This is a genomic window from Amycolatopsis xylanica, from assembly GCF_900107045.1.
Lineage (GTDB): Bacteria > Actinomycetota > Actinomycetes > Mycobacteriales > Pseudonocardiaceae > Amycolatopsis > Amycolatopsis xylanica.
This window is the reverse complement of sequence record NZ_FNON01000002.1, coordinates 1,203,947-1,218,647: the sequence shown is the minus strand read 5'-3', so window position 1 is coordinate 1,218,647 and position 14,701 is coordinate 1,203,947. Positions and strand designations below refer to the sequence as shown.

Genomic DNA, 14,701 nt, shown 5'->3' with positions numbered 1-14,701 from the left:
GGACTGCCTAGGCGCCGCAGCCCTGACCGTTGTTGGTCTTCAGGACCAATCCCTTGACCTTCCCCGAGCTCAGCGCGAACTCATAGCTGGTGCTGCCCAGGTTGACGCTGAGTTTCGGCGCGGTCGTGGCGTTCGTGTAGATCTTCGTGACGTCTTCCACCGTCGAGCCGGTCCCGACGCCCTCCGGTGTGTGCGACAGCATCGGCAGGATCTGCGTGACCCCGGACGTGTCGGACAGGTAGACCCGGATGTCGCCCGACTGCCCCGACACGTTGGCGACCGTGCCGAATACGCAGGGGCTGCTGCCCGACTCCTTCTTGAACGTGATCCCGGTCGCCGTCAGCTGCGCCTCGGTCATCCCGAGCGCCAGGTTGCCGATCCCGGAATGCCCCAGCACTTGTCCGGTCAGCACCTTGGCCGGCCCGTCCGGGTTCGCGGAGCCGCTCGACGGCGTGGTCTTCGGCGAGTTCGAGCTGGTGGCAGCCGCGGAGGTGCTCGACGACGTCTGTCCCGGCGACGCGGGCGACACCGTCCCGCCCACCTCGCCGGTCGGCGGCGCGCCACCGGTCGCGAGGGTCTGGGTGTCTCCCGGCGAGAGCGCGGCCTGCGTGTCGCGTTCCTGCACCTTCGCGAACGTGACCCCGCCGACGACCAGTACGGCCGCCACCGCGGCGCCACCGGCGGCGGTGATCGCCTTGCGGCGGTTCCGCCGCCGTCGCGCACCCGCGACGATCGTCTCGCTCGCATCCGCCTTGGGCTGGAGGCCACCGAGCCGGTCGTCGGCGAACAGCAGCCGCAGCTTCGCGTCAAGCTCGTCATCGGACGCGATCAACTTGCCTCCCTCCCTTCGCGGATCTCCGGCAGCGCCAGCTTCGTACGCAGCGATGCGATGGCCTTGCTCGCCTGACTCTTCACGGTGCCCTGTGTGACGCCGAGCGTGGCCGCGATCTCCGCCTCGGACAGTCCCTCGTAATAACGCAGGACCATCACCGCTCGTTGCCGCGGCGGTAGCGCGCGTAGCGCTTGCCACAGTGGCTCGTGTTCGAACGGGTCGGCCGGCGCGAACGGCTGGGTGTCCGGCAGGTCGGCCACCAGGTTCTCACGCCGGGTGCGGCGCCAGCGGCTGACGTGCGCGTTCGCCATCGAGCGGCGGACGTAGGCGATCGGGTCGCCGGTCTTGCGCTGGACGTGCGTCCAGCGTGAGCCGATCTTCTCGAGCACGGTCTGGACCAGGTCGGCGCCGTCGTGCGGGTTGCCGGTGAGCGCGTAGCCGTAGCGGAGCAGCCCGGGCAGGCTCGCCTCGACGAAGGAGCTGAAATCGACCAGCTCCGACACTCTCCCACCCGTCACGGACCAGGCTTCCGACCCGGGTAGCGCGGTAGCCGCAGCGGTCACCGCGTCGCCTCCCTCCAGCACGTCTCTTGGCGTCGCTCTGTCGCCACCCGGAAAACGCACCACAGCCCCCAGAGGTTGCCTTCACATCGCGCTCAGTTGGAAAAGACGTCCGATGAACGCTCTCGTTCCGTTTTTCGTCAACGCCGCGCAAGTGTTACCGGAAGCCGGAATCTGCCGTCGCCGTCCGCCGGGAAATCATGCACCGCGAGCACCGCCACCTGCGGAATCGGTCCATAGACGTGCGGGAACCAGACGCCGTCGGGCTGCTCGGGAACCCCCGGCTCCCACCGTAGCGGGACGTCCAGTTTCGCGGGGTCGATTTCCAGCAGAACGAGCCCGCTCTGCCCGGCGAAAAGCGCGTTGGCCGGCAGATGCAAGGTGCCGAAATCAGAGCAGTGGATGAATCCGGCGTCCTCGAGCGAAGCCGCCCGATAACTGCCGCCATCAGACACCGCCGCCCACTCGGCGGCGGTGCAGATGTGCAGGATCACCGCAGGGTGAGCTGGCGGCCGATGAGACCGTCACGCGAGCGGCGCTCGGCGGCGTTCAGCGGCTCGGTGTCGAGCGACTTCAGCGCGCCGTCCAGCCGGGTGCCGAGCTGCGCCGCGCCATCGGCCCACTCACGGGCGTGCGCCTCGGTGTCGAGGTCCCACACCGGCACGAGCAGCCCGTGCGCACGGAACGAACCCGCGTAACGCGAGCCCTCGCCGAGGCCGATCTCACCGGCGGCCGACAGCCGCGCAAGCGCTTGCAGCAGCAGGTTCTCCGGCTCGGGACGCACCCAGCGCAGGTGCGCCTTCTCGCCGGCGAGCACCCAGTACGAGCCGGTGCCGAGCCGCTCGGTCGGCATGATCGCCGAGTTGGCCCGCTCCAGCGAGAGCGCGACCTCACCGCTGGCGTCGGCGTCCTCCGGCAGCCACCACGCGAAGTCCTGGTGCAGCTCGACCTCGAGCTCGGCTTCGGCGACCAGCAGGTCCTGCAGCCGCTCGCCCTCACCGGGCTCGCTCAGCGTGTCCGGCACGGCCAGCACGTCGCCGGGCTTGGCGTCGAGCACCCACTTGAGCGCGCGGCCGAGGTCGCGGGAGATGTCGGAGGACCGGGTCTGCACCTGCATCCCGATGAACGCCTCGCCATCGGAACGCACGAACGCGGCGGCGGCCATCGGCAGCACGGTGCCGAGCGTGACCTTCTTGTCGCTGCCGGAAAGCGTCAGCTTCGCCGTCGCCGAGGGAACGAACTCACGCAGCGCGATGAGCTCGGGCTCCGCGGCGAGCCCCTCGAAGGGCTGGCCGACGAAAACGTCGCGCACCTTCGGCTTGCGGTCCGTCGTCTTGGGACCCTTCTTGCGCCCGCCCTTGCCCACGTCAGCCTCCTCATAGGTTCAGCGCGATGACGCTATCGAAGGGTTACGCTCGCGCCATGTTCGACCCCCGCGACCCCGTCTTCCTGGCCGACCCGTACCCGGCTTTCGCCGAGCTGCGTGCCGAGGGCGAAGTGCACCGGCACGACGGTCTCGGCATGGCGGTGACCGTGTCGCACGCGGCGACCTCGGCCGTGCTGCGGCACCGGGGGCTCGGCCGGATCTGGAGCGACGCGCAGCCGTTGGAGCGCTTCGCGTCGTTCAACCTGCTGCACCGCAACTCGCTGCTGGAGAGCGAACCGCCCGCGCACACCCGGCTGCGCAAGCAGATCTCGGGCGCGTTCGCCCGCGGTCACGTCCAGCGGCTGAACGAGCGGATCGCCGCGCTGGCGTCGGCGATGGTGGACGAGCTCGCCGGGAAGATCGCCGCTGACGGTTCCGCCGACCTGCTCGAGTTCGTGGCTCAGCCACTGCCGGTCGCGGTGATCGCCGAGCTGCTCGGGGTGCCGCAGTCCGACGGACCGCGCATGGTCGCGTGGAGCAATGCCGTCGTGAAGATGTACGAGTACGGCATCCCCGAGTCCGAACGCGACGCGGCCGAAGCGGCGGCGGGCGAGTTCGTCGAGTACGTCCGCTCGCAAGCCACGAAGCCGCGCTCCGGCGACCTGATCAGCGACCTGCTGCGGTCGGAGCTGACGCCGGACGAGCTGGTCGCGACGGCGGTGCTGGTGCTGATGGCCGGGCACGAGGCGACGGTCAACGTGCTCGGCAACGGCGTCTCCGCGCTGCTCACGCACCGCGCGCAGTGGGAACGCCTGGTCGCGGACCGCGGCCTGCTGGACAGCTGCGTCGAGGAGCTCATCCGCTTCGACGCGCCGCTGCAGCTGTTCGAGCGGACCGCCACGACGGACGTCGAGATCGCGGGCTTCCGGCTCGCGCCCGGCGACAAGATCGGCGCGCTCCTCGGCGCGGCCGCCCGCGACCCGCTGGTCTTCACCGACCCGGACACGCTCGACATTTCCCGGTCCCCGAACGCCCACCTGGGCTTCGGCGCGGGCATCCACTACTGCGTCGGCGCCCCACTGGCGCGAGTCGAGATCTCGGCCGCACTGGATGCCCTCGCGACCCGCCTGCCCGGCCTACGCCTCGCGGCTCCCCCACCCCGGCGCCCCGAGTTCGTGATCAGGGGCCTCCAAACCCTCCCGGTCACCACCTGACCCCGGGAAAAAAAATCCCAATGTGGCATTCGTCAGATTCCAGCCAGCCAATGTGGCATTCGTCAGCTCAAAGCTGACCAACGCCACATTGGGATTTTTTCCGGGTCTAGCGGCGGGTGCCGAAGGGGCGGGTGGGGCGGAGCTCTGGGTCGGGGGCTCCGGTGACCTTGAGGACTTGGCGGGCCTTCACGTTGGACAGGGTGATGGGGGCCAGTAGCTCGGTCGTGCGGCGGACCAGGATGGCCGTGACGATGGCTAGTGCGGCGGCGGCGAAGTCGGTCAACGCGACCAGGACGACGGAGTCGGCCATGGCCTGGATGCCGTCGCGCATGCGCCACCAGAGCGCGATGACCAGCAGGAGCCAGTTCAGCACCCAGAGGCCCCACCAGGTGAAGACCAGGCGGGACGGGGTCGGGCGACGGTCACGGGAACGGCGGAGCACCGAATGCTCCAGCTCGGCCATGATCGAGCCGGCCATCACCAGGTTCAGGCCCGGCACCAGCATGCCGAGCAGGACCTCGCGCGACGTGCGGGACGGCTCTTCGCCTGCGGCATCGGCGGCCGCGACGCGGGCGACGAAGAGCCACCAGAGCGTCAAGCCCGCCGGGACCAGCGAGAAGATCGTCGCCAGCAGGCCAGCCGTCACCACGAGAGTGTCCGACGCCTGGACCACGCTCGTGGTCAGCGCCGAGCTGCGTGACTGGACGAGCAGCACGTAACGCCAGATCTCCGCGCCACCCGCCACCAGCGCCAGGCAGGCCAGGAACCACAGCGAGCCGAACGTGCTGCGCGCGATCACGCGCAGGCGCTGGACCGGGCTCTGGACGTCCGAGGCCGTGCCGGGGACCGCGGTCGGCGAACGCCAGGTCAGGTTGGGGAAACCCCACCGCGGGGTCGTCGCGTAGCGCGGCGGGCCGTGGTAGCGCTCCGGCGGCACGGCGCGGCGCTGGGGCATCGCGCCCGGCGGTGGCGTCGCCACCCACCGGACCCGGACCGGCCGATACTGCGGCGGCCGGGCCTGCTGCGGGAACTGACCTGGCTGCATGGGCTAGAGGATCTCCGGCTCGCCGCCGGATTCGCTGACGACCTCGCGGCCTTCGGCGTCCCACGACTTCATGCCGCCCGAGACGTTGACCGCGTCCCAGCCGCTGGCGTTGAGCCACGCCGTCGCGCGCGCGGACCGGCCGCCGCTGCGGCAGACCACGTAGACCGGCCCCTCGGGCAGATCGGCCAGTTCACCGACCCGCGACGGCAGCTCGCCGAGCGGAATGTGCACGGCCTTGGGCGCGTGCCCGGCCTGCCATTCGTCGTCCTCGCGCACGTCGAGCAGCACACCGTCGGCTGGCAGGTCGGCGATGTTCACGGCCGGGATTTCTGCAGGGCTCACCACGTTCTCCATGCTCCCATGGGCGGACGTATCGCGCGTGTGAGGCTAGTGCTCAACGGCTTTTTCGGCGCCGGCCCCGGTCAGCGCACGAACCTCCATCTCCGCGTACTTCTTCTCGTTGTGCTCCTTCGACAAGACGGTGCCCAACCAGCCGAGGAAGAACGCCACCGGGATCGAGACCAGACCCGGGTTGTCGAGCGGGAACCAGTGGAAGTCGACGCCCTGGATCATCGACGCGCTCTTGCCCGTCTTCGGGTCGACCGGCTTGCCGGACACCGCGGGCGAGAACACGATCAGCACGATCGTGACCACCAGGCCGCCGTAGATGCTCCACAGCGCGCCCTGGGTGTTGAACCGCTTCCAGAACAGCGAGTACAGGATCGTCGGCAGGTTCGCCGACGCCGCCACCGCGAACGCCAGCGCGACCAGGAACGCGATGTTCTGCCCGTTGGCCAGGATGCCGCCCGCGATCGCGACCGCGCCGATCACCAGCGCGGTGATCCTGGCGACCTTGACCTCGGCGTCCGGGTTCTCGACCTTGCCCTTCTTGATGACGTTGGCGTAGACGTCGTGCGCGAACGAAGCGGAAGCCGTGATCGTCAGCCCGGCGACCACCGCGAGGATCGTCGCGAACGCGACCGCCGCGATGAACCCGAGCAGCACCGGGCCACCGAGTGCCTGTGCGAGCAGCGGCGCCGCCGAGTTCACCCCGCCGGGCGCCTTGCTGATCGCCGTCGGCCCGACCAGCGCGCCCGCGCCGTAGCCGAGCACCAGTGTGAACAGGTAGAACACGCCGATCAGGCCGATGGCCCACACCACGGAGCGACGTGCGTCCTTCGCGGTCGGCACGGTGTAGAAGCGCATCAGGACGTGCGGCAGGCCCGCGGTGCCGAGCACCAGCGCGATGCCGAGCGAGAGGAAGTCCAGCTTGGTCGTGCCGGTCTTGCCGTACTGCTTGCCCGGTCCGAGTATCGCCTCGCCACCCTTGCCCGCCTTGTCGACCGCGCTCTGCAGCAGCGAAGACAGGTTGAAGCCGTACTTCCCGAGCACCCAGATGGTCATCGCGAACGCGCCGACGATGAGCAGCGCGGCCTTGATGATCTGCACCCACGTGGTGCCCTTCATGCCGCCGACCAGCACGTACACGATCATCACGACGCCGACGACGGCGATGACCAGCGCCTGGCCCGCCTTGCCCTCGATGCCGAGCAGCAGCGCGACCAGGCCGCCGGCGCCCGCCATCTGCGCGAGCAGGTAGAAGAACGAGACGACCAGCGTCGACGTGGCAGCCGCGGCGCGCACCGGGCGCTGCTTCATGCGGAACGCCAGCACGTCACCCATGGTGAACTTGCCGGTGTTACGCAGCAGCTCCGCGACCAGCAGCAACGCGATGAGCCACGCGACCAGGAAGCCGATCGAGTACAGGAACCCGTCATAGCCGTTGATCGCGATCGCGCCCGCGATCCCGAGGAACGAGGCCGCTGACAGATAGTCACCGGAGATGGCGATGCCGTTCTGCGGGCCGCTGAACGCGCGCCCGGCGGCGTAGTAGTCCGAGGCGGTCTTGCTGTTGCGGCTGGCGCGGAACACGATCACCAGGGTGATCACCACGAACACGCCGAAGATGCCGATGTTGAGCGCCGGGCTGCTGCCCGCCACGCCTGCCGCGAGTGTCATCACTCGCCCCGTTCGATCTTCGCGCGCAGTTCGTCCGCGACCGGGTCGAGCTTGCGGTTGGCATAGCGGACGTACAGCCAGGTGATGAGGAAGGTCGAGACGAACTGCAGCAGGCCGAGCACCAGGCCGACGGTGATGTTCCCGAAGATCTTCGAGGCCATGAACTCGTGCGCGTAGTCCGCCAGCAGCACGTAAAGCAGATACCAGAGGAGGAAGAGCGCCGAAACCGGGAAGACGAAGTTGCGCAGTCTCCGCCGCAACTCGACGAATTCAGGACTGGCCTGGATCCGTTCCCACTCCGTGTCATCGTTGAGGTCTTGTTCCGTGCTCATGTCGGACCTCCTCGTTCAACCATTCAGGTGACGGGCCGATCAACAAATCTAGTCGAATCCTCGTTGAGCGGCACGCTAGGGAGATCATGCTCCTGGTCAGCGAGAATGCTGATAATCCGATCGAGTGAACGACATGACTCTTCGTATAACAATCAGGTCGTCACGCTCTGACCACTCGGATGATTGACGGGATTACTTGCGGTGCCTGCCGCGGGTCGCGGGCTTGGCTTTCTCCACCTTTTCGGCCTTCTCGGCCTTGTCATGCTTCTCTTCCGCCTGACCGAACCGCGCGACCGCGCGGTCACGCATGAAACCGAGCGGATCAGGCGCGTGCAATCGCAACATGACACTGTTGAGGTCGTCCGGGACGCCGTACTTGGTCGCCCTGCTGACGAACCAGCACGTGAAGAAGGCCGACGGCACCGTGATCAGCGCGGGCTGGACGGCGAACCACGGCGCCCAGCCGCCGGTGTAGCCGCTGACGATGTTCACCACCAGCGCGGCGAGCACCATCCCGCCGCCGACCACCATGCCCGCCATCGCGCCGGGCCAGCTGAGTTTCCGCCACCAGATGCCGAGCACGAGCAGCGGCGAGAAGGTGGACGCGGCCAGCGCGAACGACATCCCCACCGAAAGCGAGATGTCCTCCGGCCGCAGCAGCACCGCCAGCGCCATCGGCGCGATCGCCACGATCCCGGTCGCCACCCGGAAGTCGCGCACCCGCCCTGGCAGCACGTCGGTCGACACCACCCCGGCGACGCTCACCAGCAGGCCGGACGAGCTGGACAGGAACGCCGCGAACGCACCCGCGGCCGTCACCGCGCCGAGGATCTGGCCTGGCAACCCCGGCAGCATCGCCGACGGCAATCGCAGCACGGCCGCGTCGGTCTTGCCGGTGACCAGCAGCTCCGGCACGTACATCCGCGACAGCGCGCCCAGCAGGGTCGGGAACAGGTAGAACAGCCCGAGCAGCAGCAGCACGTGCACGGTCGTGCGGCGCGCGGCCTTGCCGTCCGGGTTCGTGTAGAAGCGGACCAGCACGTGCGGCAGGCCCATGGTGCCGAGGAAGAGCGCGAAGATCAGCGAGTACGTCTGGGCCAGATCGGTGCCGCTGCCCGAACTCGGCCGCAGCCAGTTCGCGTTGGTCGTCGGCGCGTCGCTGATCACCGGGACCGGCGTGCCCTTCTTGAACACCAGCCTGGTGCCCTCGGCGACCGAGTGCTTGATGTCCGGCGCCCAGATCGCCTCGCCGTCGGCTGGTCCTCTGTCGACGGTCCCGTGCGCTTCGAGCGTGGTCCGCGTGGTGACGCTGACCATCACGTCGGCCTGCACGGTGACCGTGGTGTTCTCGAGGAACACCGGCGGCGCCGGATCGCCGAGCCCGCGCGTGCCGCCAGGGCTGCCGCCGGTGACGAACACCAGGCACAGCACGAACGTCGGCGCCGCGATGGCGAACAGCTTGAGCCAGTACTGGAAGGCCTGCACCACGGTGATCGCCCGCATGCCGCCCGCGATCACGTTGAACGCGACCAGGAACATCACCAGCACCGCGCCGAACCACGGCGGCACCGGAAGGATCGTCGCGAGCGTCAGCCCGGCGCCTTGCAGCTGCGGGACCATGTAAAGGATCCCGATGAAGACCACGAACGCGGTGGAGAACTTGCGCAGCGACTTCGACCCGAGCCGCGCCTCGACGAAGTCGGGCAGCGTGTACGCGCCGGACCGCCGCAGCGGCGCGGCGACGAACAGCATCAGCGCCAGATAGCCAGCGGTGAACCCGATCGGGAACCACAGCGCGTCCGCGCCTTCCTTGAGCACGATGCCCGCGACACCGAGAAAGGAGGCCGCGGACAGGTACTCACCGGAGATCGCGGCGGCGTTGCGGCGCGACCGGACGGTGCGCCGCGCGACGAGGAAGTCATGGGTGGTGACGGCGAACCGGGACGAGCGGTGACCGAGATAAAAGGTCGCCACGGCGACCAGCACGATGCCGGTCAACGCCCATGGGTTCAGCTGCACGGGGGAATCCTCGCATGAGCGCTCGGAAAACTAGTTTTCGATCATGTCCACGAAGTCTCGCTCATGTCGTTCGGCGAGCCGGTTGTACCAGATGCCGACGCCGAAGAGCAGCGGAAACGGCGCCACCCCGAGTAAAAGCCAGGGCAGCGGGACCCCGATGAGCGTGACCCGCCCGAACCCCGGCAGGAAGTAGAAGAGCGCGGGCAACGAGCCCAGCAACACGATGACCAGGCCCCACAGCAGCATCCCGGTCTTCAGCTGCGCCTTCACGAGGTCCTTGATCAGCAGTTCGCCCCAGCTGGTCTGCTCTTCGAGCTCGACCCGCGCGCGCAAGGTGCCTGCCGATTGGCGCGGGTCAGCGAGGATGACCCTGGTGCGCTTGATCTTCGGCAGCTCCGGCTGCGGCATCGGCTCGGTCGGCGCGGCGGCCACCGGTTCGACGACCGCGCGTTCCGGCGTGAGATTCGCCTTCTTGCCCAAAGTGGGGTCCGGTTCGCGGACCCCGTTCACCCGCCGGTAGTAGTCCTCGCTGGTCATCTCGCTAGCCGTTTCGGCCGGAGCCGACCAGTCGGTCCTTCAGCTCACGGGTGTGACGGCGGCTGACCGGCAGCACCTTCTCCTCGTTGCCGATGACCACCTGGTAACCGCCCTGCGCCATCCGCAGTTCGGTGATCAGCGGCAAGGCGACCAGAAAGGAACGGTGGATGCGGACGAAGCCCGCCTTCTCCCAGCGCTCTTCGAGCTGCGCGAGCGGGATGCGGACCAGGTGGCTGCCGTCGGCGGTGAACAACCGCGCGTAGTCACCCTGCGCTTCGACCCAGCGCACCGAGGAGCGCGGGATGAGCTTGGTGGTGCCCGCGAGTTCGACGGGGATGACCTCGCCGTCGTCCTTGACCGGCTCCGGGCCGCCGCCAGCCGCCTGCGGCATCGGCCGGGTGTTCAGCTTCTCCAGCACCCGCTTGACGGCCTTGTCCAAGCGTTCCTGGTTGAACGGCTTGAGCACGTAGTCGACCGCGCCCAGGTCGAAGGCGTTGACCGCCTCCTCCGAGTGGCCCGTGACGAAGACGAGCACCGGCGGCGGCTGCAACGCGGCGAACACCCGTGACATCTCCATCCCGGACAGGCCGGGCATGTGGATGTCGGAGAACACCGCGTCGACCGGCGGTAGTCCCCTTTCCTTACGGGCACGTAGTTCGTCGCCGTCGGAGGCGATGAGGCGGCGCAGGGCCTCGGAGGCGTCGACCGCACTGAACACCTTCCCGATGTTCGGGTTGCTGGTCAGGCAGTGGACTAACGCGGTCAGCCCGTGGGGCTCGTCGTCGACAGCGAGGACAACGAGCCGGCGGGTGTCATCTTGAGCACTCACAGTGATTCGCATCCTGCCTATTGCGAGTCACGATGTCCAGCCCGCCCGGCCCCCTTGCCCGGATGAGATGGAGTCGAAACCGGCCACTCAACTCTCGGTGTCAGTGTCCCCCGCGCCGGGGACACCGACACCTCGAGTAATTCAGTGTCGAAAGTGGATTTCTCAATCAGTGCGCGAAAGTAAACCAGTTCACGCTCACGTAGTCGGCTGGCTGTCCGCTCGTGAAGGTGAGATACACGTTGTGCGTCCCGGTGATCGAGCTGACGTTCGCGGGCACGGTGCGCCAGCTCTGCCAGCCGCCGGTGTTCGCGATGGCGAAACTGCCGACCGGCGCGCTGGTCAGGCTGTCGAGCCGGACCTCGACCAGTCCGCTCACGCCGCCGCCCGCACCGGACGCGACTCTCGCCTGGAACTGGTGTGCGGCGTTGCTGCCGAAAGCGACGTTCGGGTACATGGCCCAGTCGCCGTTGCCGAGCGGGCCGATGTTCTGTCCGCCGCCGGTGTCCGACGTGGTCTGCTTGGCCACGCCAGCGGACTGGGTGTACGACTCCGCCTGGATCGTGCCGTAGGCGTCACCGCCGCCGGGCCCGGTCGGGGTCGTCGGCGTGGTCGGGGTCGTCGGTGTGGTGGTCCCGCCGCCGGATCCCTTGGTCGTCACGGTCACGTAGTCGACGACCATCGGGTGGCCGGGGACGATGCCGGGGCCCGGGGTGGTGGTGCCGGAGTTGTTGTTCGGGAAGGCGCCGCCGATCGCGACGTTGAGCAGGACGAAATACCCGGCGTGGCCGGTCATCGCGGTCCAGGTGCCCGCGTCGACCTGGTTCTGGCTGACCGAGTGGAACTGCTGGCCGTCGACGAACCAGCGGAAGACCTGCGGGCTGACGCTCGCGTCCCATTCGAACCGGTAGGTGTGGAACCCGGCCTGGCAGGTCGTGCCTGGGCAGGCGCGGTTGTTCACGATGCCGGTGGTCTCGTTGCACGGGCCGCCGGGGTTCACGCCACAGTGCAGCACGCCCCAGACCGAGTTGATCCCGTTGACGTTCTCCATGATGTCGAACTCGCCGACGGACGGCCAATTCCAGTTGTTGCCGCGATACGGGCCGCCGAGCGCCCAGAACGCGGGCCAGTAGCCGAGCGCGGCGGCGCCGGTGACGTTCGGCATCTGGATGCGGCTTTCGATCCGCATCACGCCACCGGCAGGCGGTTTGAAGTCGAGCCGCTGCGTCTCGATGCGCGCCGAGGTCCAGTTGCCCGCGCCGTCGCGAAGCGGGGTGATGCGCAGGTTGCCCGCCCCGTCGAGCGACAGGTTGCTGGTGCTGTTGGTGTAGTTCTGGATCTCGCCGGTGCCCCAGTTCCCTGGCCCGCCGGGATAGGAGTGTCCGGTGTCGATGATCCAGTTCGCGCCGGACGGCAAGGTGTTCGCCCCGCCGTTGAAGTCGTCCGCGAACACGGTGGTCCAGCCCGCTTCCGGGGGTGGGACCGCGGCCTGCGCGGAGTGGATGGTGAGCGGAACGGCGATCGCTGCCGCCGCCGCGGCCGCGCCGAGCGCGGTCCACATTCGACGCCTGCGTATGGCGAAACTGACGGGCATGGGTGACCTCCTCGTCAACCCGAACCGGCCGATGCGTCAGGATTTGTTGCCGGTCACAACAAAGCCTGCGCCCATCAGAACCCAAGGTCTAGACCAGCGCCTATCCGCCATTCAGGTGAAGCTGTGACTCCTATCACATAGTGAGAGGACCGATTTGCCCGCTTCGGTTCAGAATCGTGAACCGCCGTGAAGGGGCCTCAAAGGCCGAAGCGGGACCAAGCTGCCTTGGTGGTGACGGCGTCGAGAATCGCCGATGCCGCGGCGGGCGCGCCGATGCCGAGCTTCGCGAGGAGGGCTTTTTTGGGCTCCGCAACGGAAATATGCGCGTCCGGGTACCGGTCGGCGAGGATTTCACGCAGGCTGCCGACGCCGTCGATCAACCCGAGTTCGACGGCTTTCTGACCGAGCCAGACATCGCCGGTGAAAAGATCTTCGGCGTCGGTGAGCCTCGCGCCACGACGCTCCTTCACCCACTCCACGAACAACTCATGGAGCTGGGTGTGCATCTTCTTGAGCCACTCGACGTCCTCCGGCTTTTCCGGGCTGAACGGGTCGAGCCGCGACTTGTTGGCGCCGGCGGTGTGCAGCCTGCGCTCGATGCCGAAGCGCTCCAGCAGCCCGGTGAAGCCGAAACCGCCGCTGATCACGCCGATCGAGCCGACCATCGAGGTGCGGTGCGCGTAGATCTCGTCGGCCGCACAGGCCAGCCAGTACCCGCCGGACGCGGCGACGTCCTCGCAGAAGGCCAGCACCGGCACGTCCTTCTTGTCGGCGAGCTGCCTGATGCGCTCGGCCACCAGGCCGGACTGGGTCGGCGCGCCGCCGGGCGAGTTGATCTGCAGCGCGACCGCCTTGAGCCGGTCGTGCGCGAACGCCCTGGTCAGCGCCGACTCCACGGCGGCGAGGTTGATCGCGCCCCGGCCCAGCGGTGAGGGCGACGGCGTGATGACGCCGTGCAGCTTCACCACGGCCACCACGTCTTTGTGCTCGACCCGGTCGGCCAGCATCGGGATACGGGAGGCGAGTTTGTCCGTGACGCTCATGCGCCCAGCGTACGGACCTACGACGCGTCGAGCATTCCGCTTCGCGAGCCGCTGAATTCGTCGGCGTCGCGCGCTTCCTGCTCGGGCACCTCGGCCGAGTAGTCGGGCAGGTTGGGCCGCACACCGGGGACGAACTTGGGCACCCGCAGGGTGACCTTCATGCCCGCGCCGGGCGCCGTCTCGACCATCAGCGCGTAGTCGCTGCCGAACACCTGCTGCATGCGCTGGTTGATGTTGCCGAGCCCGACGTGCGCGCCGGTCCGGTGCGAGCTGCGCAGCTCGGCCAGGCGCGACGGGTCCATGCCGATGCCGTCGTCCTCGACGCTGATCAGCGCCTCGGCGCCGTAGTCCTGCGCGATGACGGTGACCGTGCCGCCGCCCGGCTTGCTCGCGAGGCCGTGCTTGACGGCGTTCTCCACCAGCGGCTGGATGATCAGGAACGGCACGACCACGCTGAGGACCTCCGGCGCGATCTTCAGGCGCACGGTCAGCCGTCCGCCGAAGCGGGCGTTCTCGATGGTCAGGTACCGGTCGATGTTGCGCAGCTCCTCGGCGAGCGAGGTGAACATGCCCGAGGTGCGGAACGAGTAGCGCGTGAAGTCCGCGAAGTCCTGCAGCAGCTCGCGCGCCTCTTCGGGGTCGGTGCGGATCAGCGAGGAGATGGTGTTGAGCGCGTTGTAGACGAAGTGCGGCGAGATCTGCGCGCGCAGTGCCTTGATCTCGGCCTGCTGCAGCTGGTGCTTGGACTCCTCCAGCCGCGCCAGCTCGAACTGGGTGCACACGAAGTGCGCGACCGCGTCGGCCATCTGGATCAGGCGGCCGCGGGTCCGGCCGACCACGATCAGCGCGGCCTCGGTCTCGCCTTCGACGATCAGCGGCACGATGACCGCGGTGCGCATCTTGCATGTGCCGCGGTGGTTGCACGGCATCCGGTCGTGCTGCACGACCTCGCGGCGGTGCTTGCGGATCGCGTTGCCGATGGCGTCGACCAGATCGACGTAGTGGTCGTTGGCCTCGCCGTCCCAGGAGAGCAGGGTGCCTTCGCTGTCGGTGATGCCGACGGCGACGCACTTGAGCATTTCGAGCAGTTGCGTGGTGATCTTGTCGGCGGCTTCCTCGTCGAGCCCCTCGCGGAGATCGGGGGTCGCCTTCGAGAGGCCGTGGACGGCCTCGAGCACCGCGTCGTCGACCACGTTGCCCGGCCGTCGCGACTTGATCAGCAGCACCACGACCAGCACAGCGAGCAGTAGCGCGACTCCCCACGGGATGATCTGCGCAATCGGCAACCCGGACACGGCGTCAATGCTCTGCGCT

15 protein-coding genes are annotated in these 14,701 nt (G+C 68.4%); 1 reads left to right on the top strand and 14 read right to left on the bottom strand.

What is annotated here, in order from left to right; genetic code table 11:
* Window positions 1-7 precede the first annotated feature (7 nt).
* The 4 genes from BLV57_RS13600 to BLV57_RS13585 form a co-directional block, all read right to left on the bottom strand.
* Entirely contained in the window at window positions 8-832 is an 825-nt protein-coding gene (locus BLV57_RS13600; RefSeq protein ID WP_091288984.1) for a hypothetical protein, read from the bottom strand.
* A complete protein-coding gene (locus BLV57_RS13595) occupies window positions 829-1,335 on the bottom strand; it encodes a SigE family RNA polymerase sigma factor (RefSeq protein ID WP_245757296.1) in 507 nt (168 codons plus the stop codon). Before BLV57_RS13595 ends, BLV57_RS13600 begins: the two co-directional genes overlap by 4 nt.
* 197 nt (window positions 1,336-1,532) lie before the next feature.
* Complete coding sequence (locus tag BLV57_RS13590) at window positions 1,533-1,886, bottom strand: DUF952 domain-containing protein (RefSeq protein ID WP_091288983.1); 354 nt, start codon at window positions 1,884-1,886, stop codon at window positions 1,533-1,535.
* Window positions 1,883-2,758 (bottom strand): DUF5926 family protein, encoded by an 876-nt coding sequence (locus BLV57_RS13585; protein WP_091288982.1) that lies wholly within the window; start codon window positions 2,756-2,758, stop codon window positions 1,883-1,885. The genes BLV57_RS13590 and BLV57_RS13585 overlap by 4 nt, the downstream gene beginning before the upstream one ends.
* A gap of 56 nt (window positions 2,759-2,814) precedes the next feature.
* Here BLV57_RS13585 and BLV57_RS13580 point away from each other — a divergent pair, with 56 nt between their 5' ends.
* Complete coding sequence (locus tag BLV57_RS13580) at window positions 2,815-3,972, top strand: cytochrome P450 (RefSeq protein ID WP_091288981.1); 1,158 nt, start codon at window positions 2,815-2,817, stop codon at window positions 3,970-3,972.
* A 106-nt stretch (window positions 3,973-4,078) separates the two neighbouring features.
* On the opposite strand, the gene BLV57_RS13575 is transcribed toward BLV57_RS13580, so the two are convergent.
* The 10 genes from BLV57_RS13575 to BLV57_RS13530 form a co-directional block, all read right to left on the bottom strand.
* Window positions 4,079-5,017: a DUF4328 domain-containing protein gene (locus BLV57_RS13575; RefSeq protein ID WP_091288980.1), complete on the bottom strand. Its 939-nt coding sequence runs from the start codon at window positions 5,015-5,017 to the stop codon at window positions 4,079-4,081.
* Between the two features lie 3 nt (window positions 5,018-5,020).
* Complete coding sequence (locus BLV57_RS13570; RefSeq protein ID WP_091288979.1) at window positions 5,021-5,371, bottom strand: rhodanese-like domain-containing protein; 351 nt, start codon at window positions 5,369-5,371, stop codon at window positions 5,021-5,023.
* Window positions 5,372-5,404: 33 nt separating this feature from the next.
* Window positions 5,405-7,039, bottom strand: a complete 1,635-nt coding sequence (locus tag BLV57_RS13565; protein ID WP_091288978.1) for a solute symporter family protein — start codon at window positions 7,037-7,039, stop codon at window positions 5,405-5,407.
* Entirely contained in the window at window positions 7,036-7,368 is a 333-nt protein-coding gene (locus BLV57_RS13560; RefSeq protein WP_091288977.1) for a DUF485 domain-containing protein, read from the bottom strand. The genes BLV57_RS13565 and BLV57_RS13560 overlap by 4 nt, the downstream gene beginning before the upstream one ends.
* Before the next feature lie 192 nt (window positions 7,369-7,560).
* Window positions 7,561-9,387 carry a sodium/solute symporter gene (locus BLV57_RS13555; RefSeq protein WP_091288976.1) on the bottom strand — a complete coding sequence of 609 codons (1,827 nt, stop codon included), beginning with the start codon at window positions 9,385-9,387 and terminating at the stop codon, window positions 7,561-7,563.
* A gap of 30 nt (window positions 9,388-9,417) precedes the next feature.
* Entirely contained in the window at window positions 9,418-9,924 is a 507-nt protein-coding gene (locus tag BLV57_RS13550; protein WP_091288975.1) for a DUF485 domain-containing protein, read from the bottom strand.
* 4 nt (window positions 9,925-9,928) lie between these two features.
* A complete protein-coding gene (locus tag BLV57_RS13545) occupies window positions 9,929-10,765 on the bottom strand; it encodes a LytR/AlgR family response regulator transcription factor (RefSeq protein ID WP_091288974.1) in 837 nt (278 codons plus the stop codon).
* Window positions 10,766-10,919: 154 nt separating this feature from the next.
* Window positions 10,920-12,344 carry a glycoside hydrolase family 16 protein gene (locus BLV57_RS13540; RefSeq protein WP_091288973.1) on the bottom strand — a complete coding sequence of 475 codons (1,425 nt, stop codon included), beginning with the start codon at window positions 12,342-12,344 and terminating at the stop codon, window positions 10,920-10,922.
* A 197-nt stretch (window positions 12,345-12,541) separates the two neighbouring features.
* Window positions 12,542-13,387, bottom strand: coding sequence for a S49 family peptidase (locus BLV57_RS13535; RefSeq protein WP_091288972.1), 846 nt, complete (start codon window positions 13,385-13,387; stop codon window positions 12,542-12,544).
* Between the two features lie 17 nt (window positions 13,388-13,404).
* Entirely contained in the window at window positions 13,405-14,691 is a 1,287-nt protein-coding gene (locus BLV57_RS13530; protein ID WP_091289136.1) for a sensor histidine kinase, read from the bottom strand.
* Window positions 14,692-14,701: the final 10 nt, after the last annotated feature.

Excerpts from the sequence above, each read along its gene's own strand:
- BLV57_RS13580 (WP_091288981.1), top strand. The coding sequence starts at position 2,815 with ATGTTCGACCCCCGCGACCCCGTCTTCCTGGCCGACCCGTACCCGGCT.
- BLV57_RS13575 (WP_091288980.1), bottom strand. The coding sequence starts at position 5,017 with ATGCAGCCAGGTCAGTTCCCGCAGCAGGCCCGGCCGCCGCAGTATCGG.
- BLV57_RS13570 (WP_091288979.1), bottom strand. The coding sequence starts at position 5,371 with ATGGAGAACGTGGTGAGCCCTGCAGAAATCCCGGCCGTGAACATCGCC.
- BLV57_RS13560 (WP_091288977.1), bottom strand. The coding sequence starts at position 7,368 with ATGAGCACGGAACAAGACCTCAACGATGACACGGAGTGGGAACGGATC.
- BLV57_RS13550 (WP_091288975.1), bottom strand. The coding sequence starts at position 9,924 with ATGACCAGCGAGGACTACTACCGGCGGGTGAACGGGGTCCGCGAACCG.
- BLV57_RS13545 (WP_091288974.1), bottom strand. The coding sequence starts at position 10,765 with ATGCGAATCACTGTGAGTGCTCAAGATGACACCCGCCGGCTCGTTGTC.
- BLV57_RS13540 (WP_091288973.1), bottom strand. The coding sequence starts at position 12,344 with ATGCCCGTCAGTTTCGCCATACGCAGGCGTCGAATGTGGACCGCGCTC.
- BLV57_RS13535 (WP_091288972.1), bottom strand. The coding sequence starts at position 13,387 with ATGAGCGTCACGGACAAACTCGCCTCCCGTATCCCGATGCTGGCCGAC.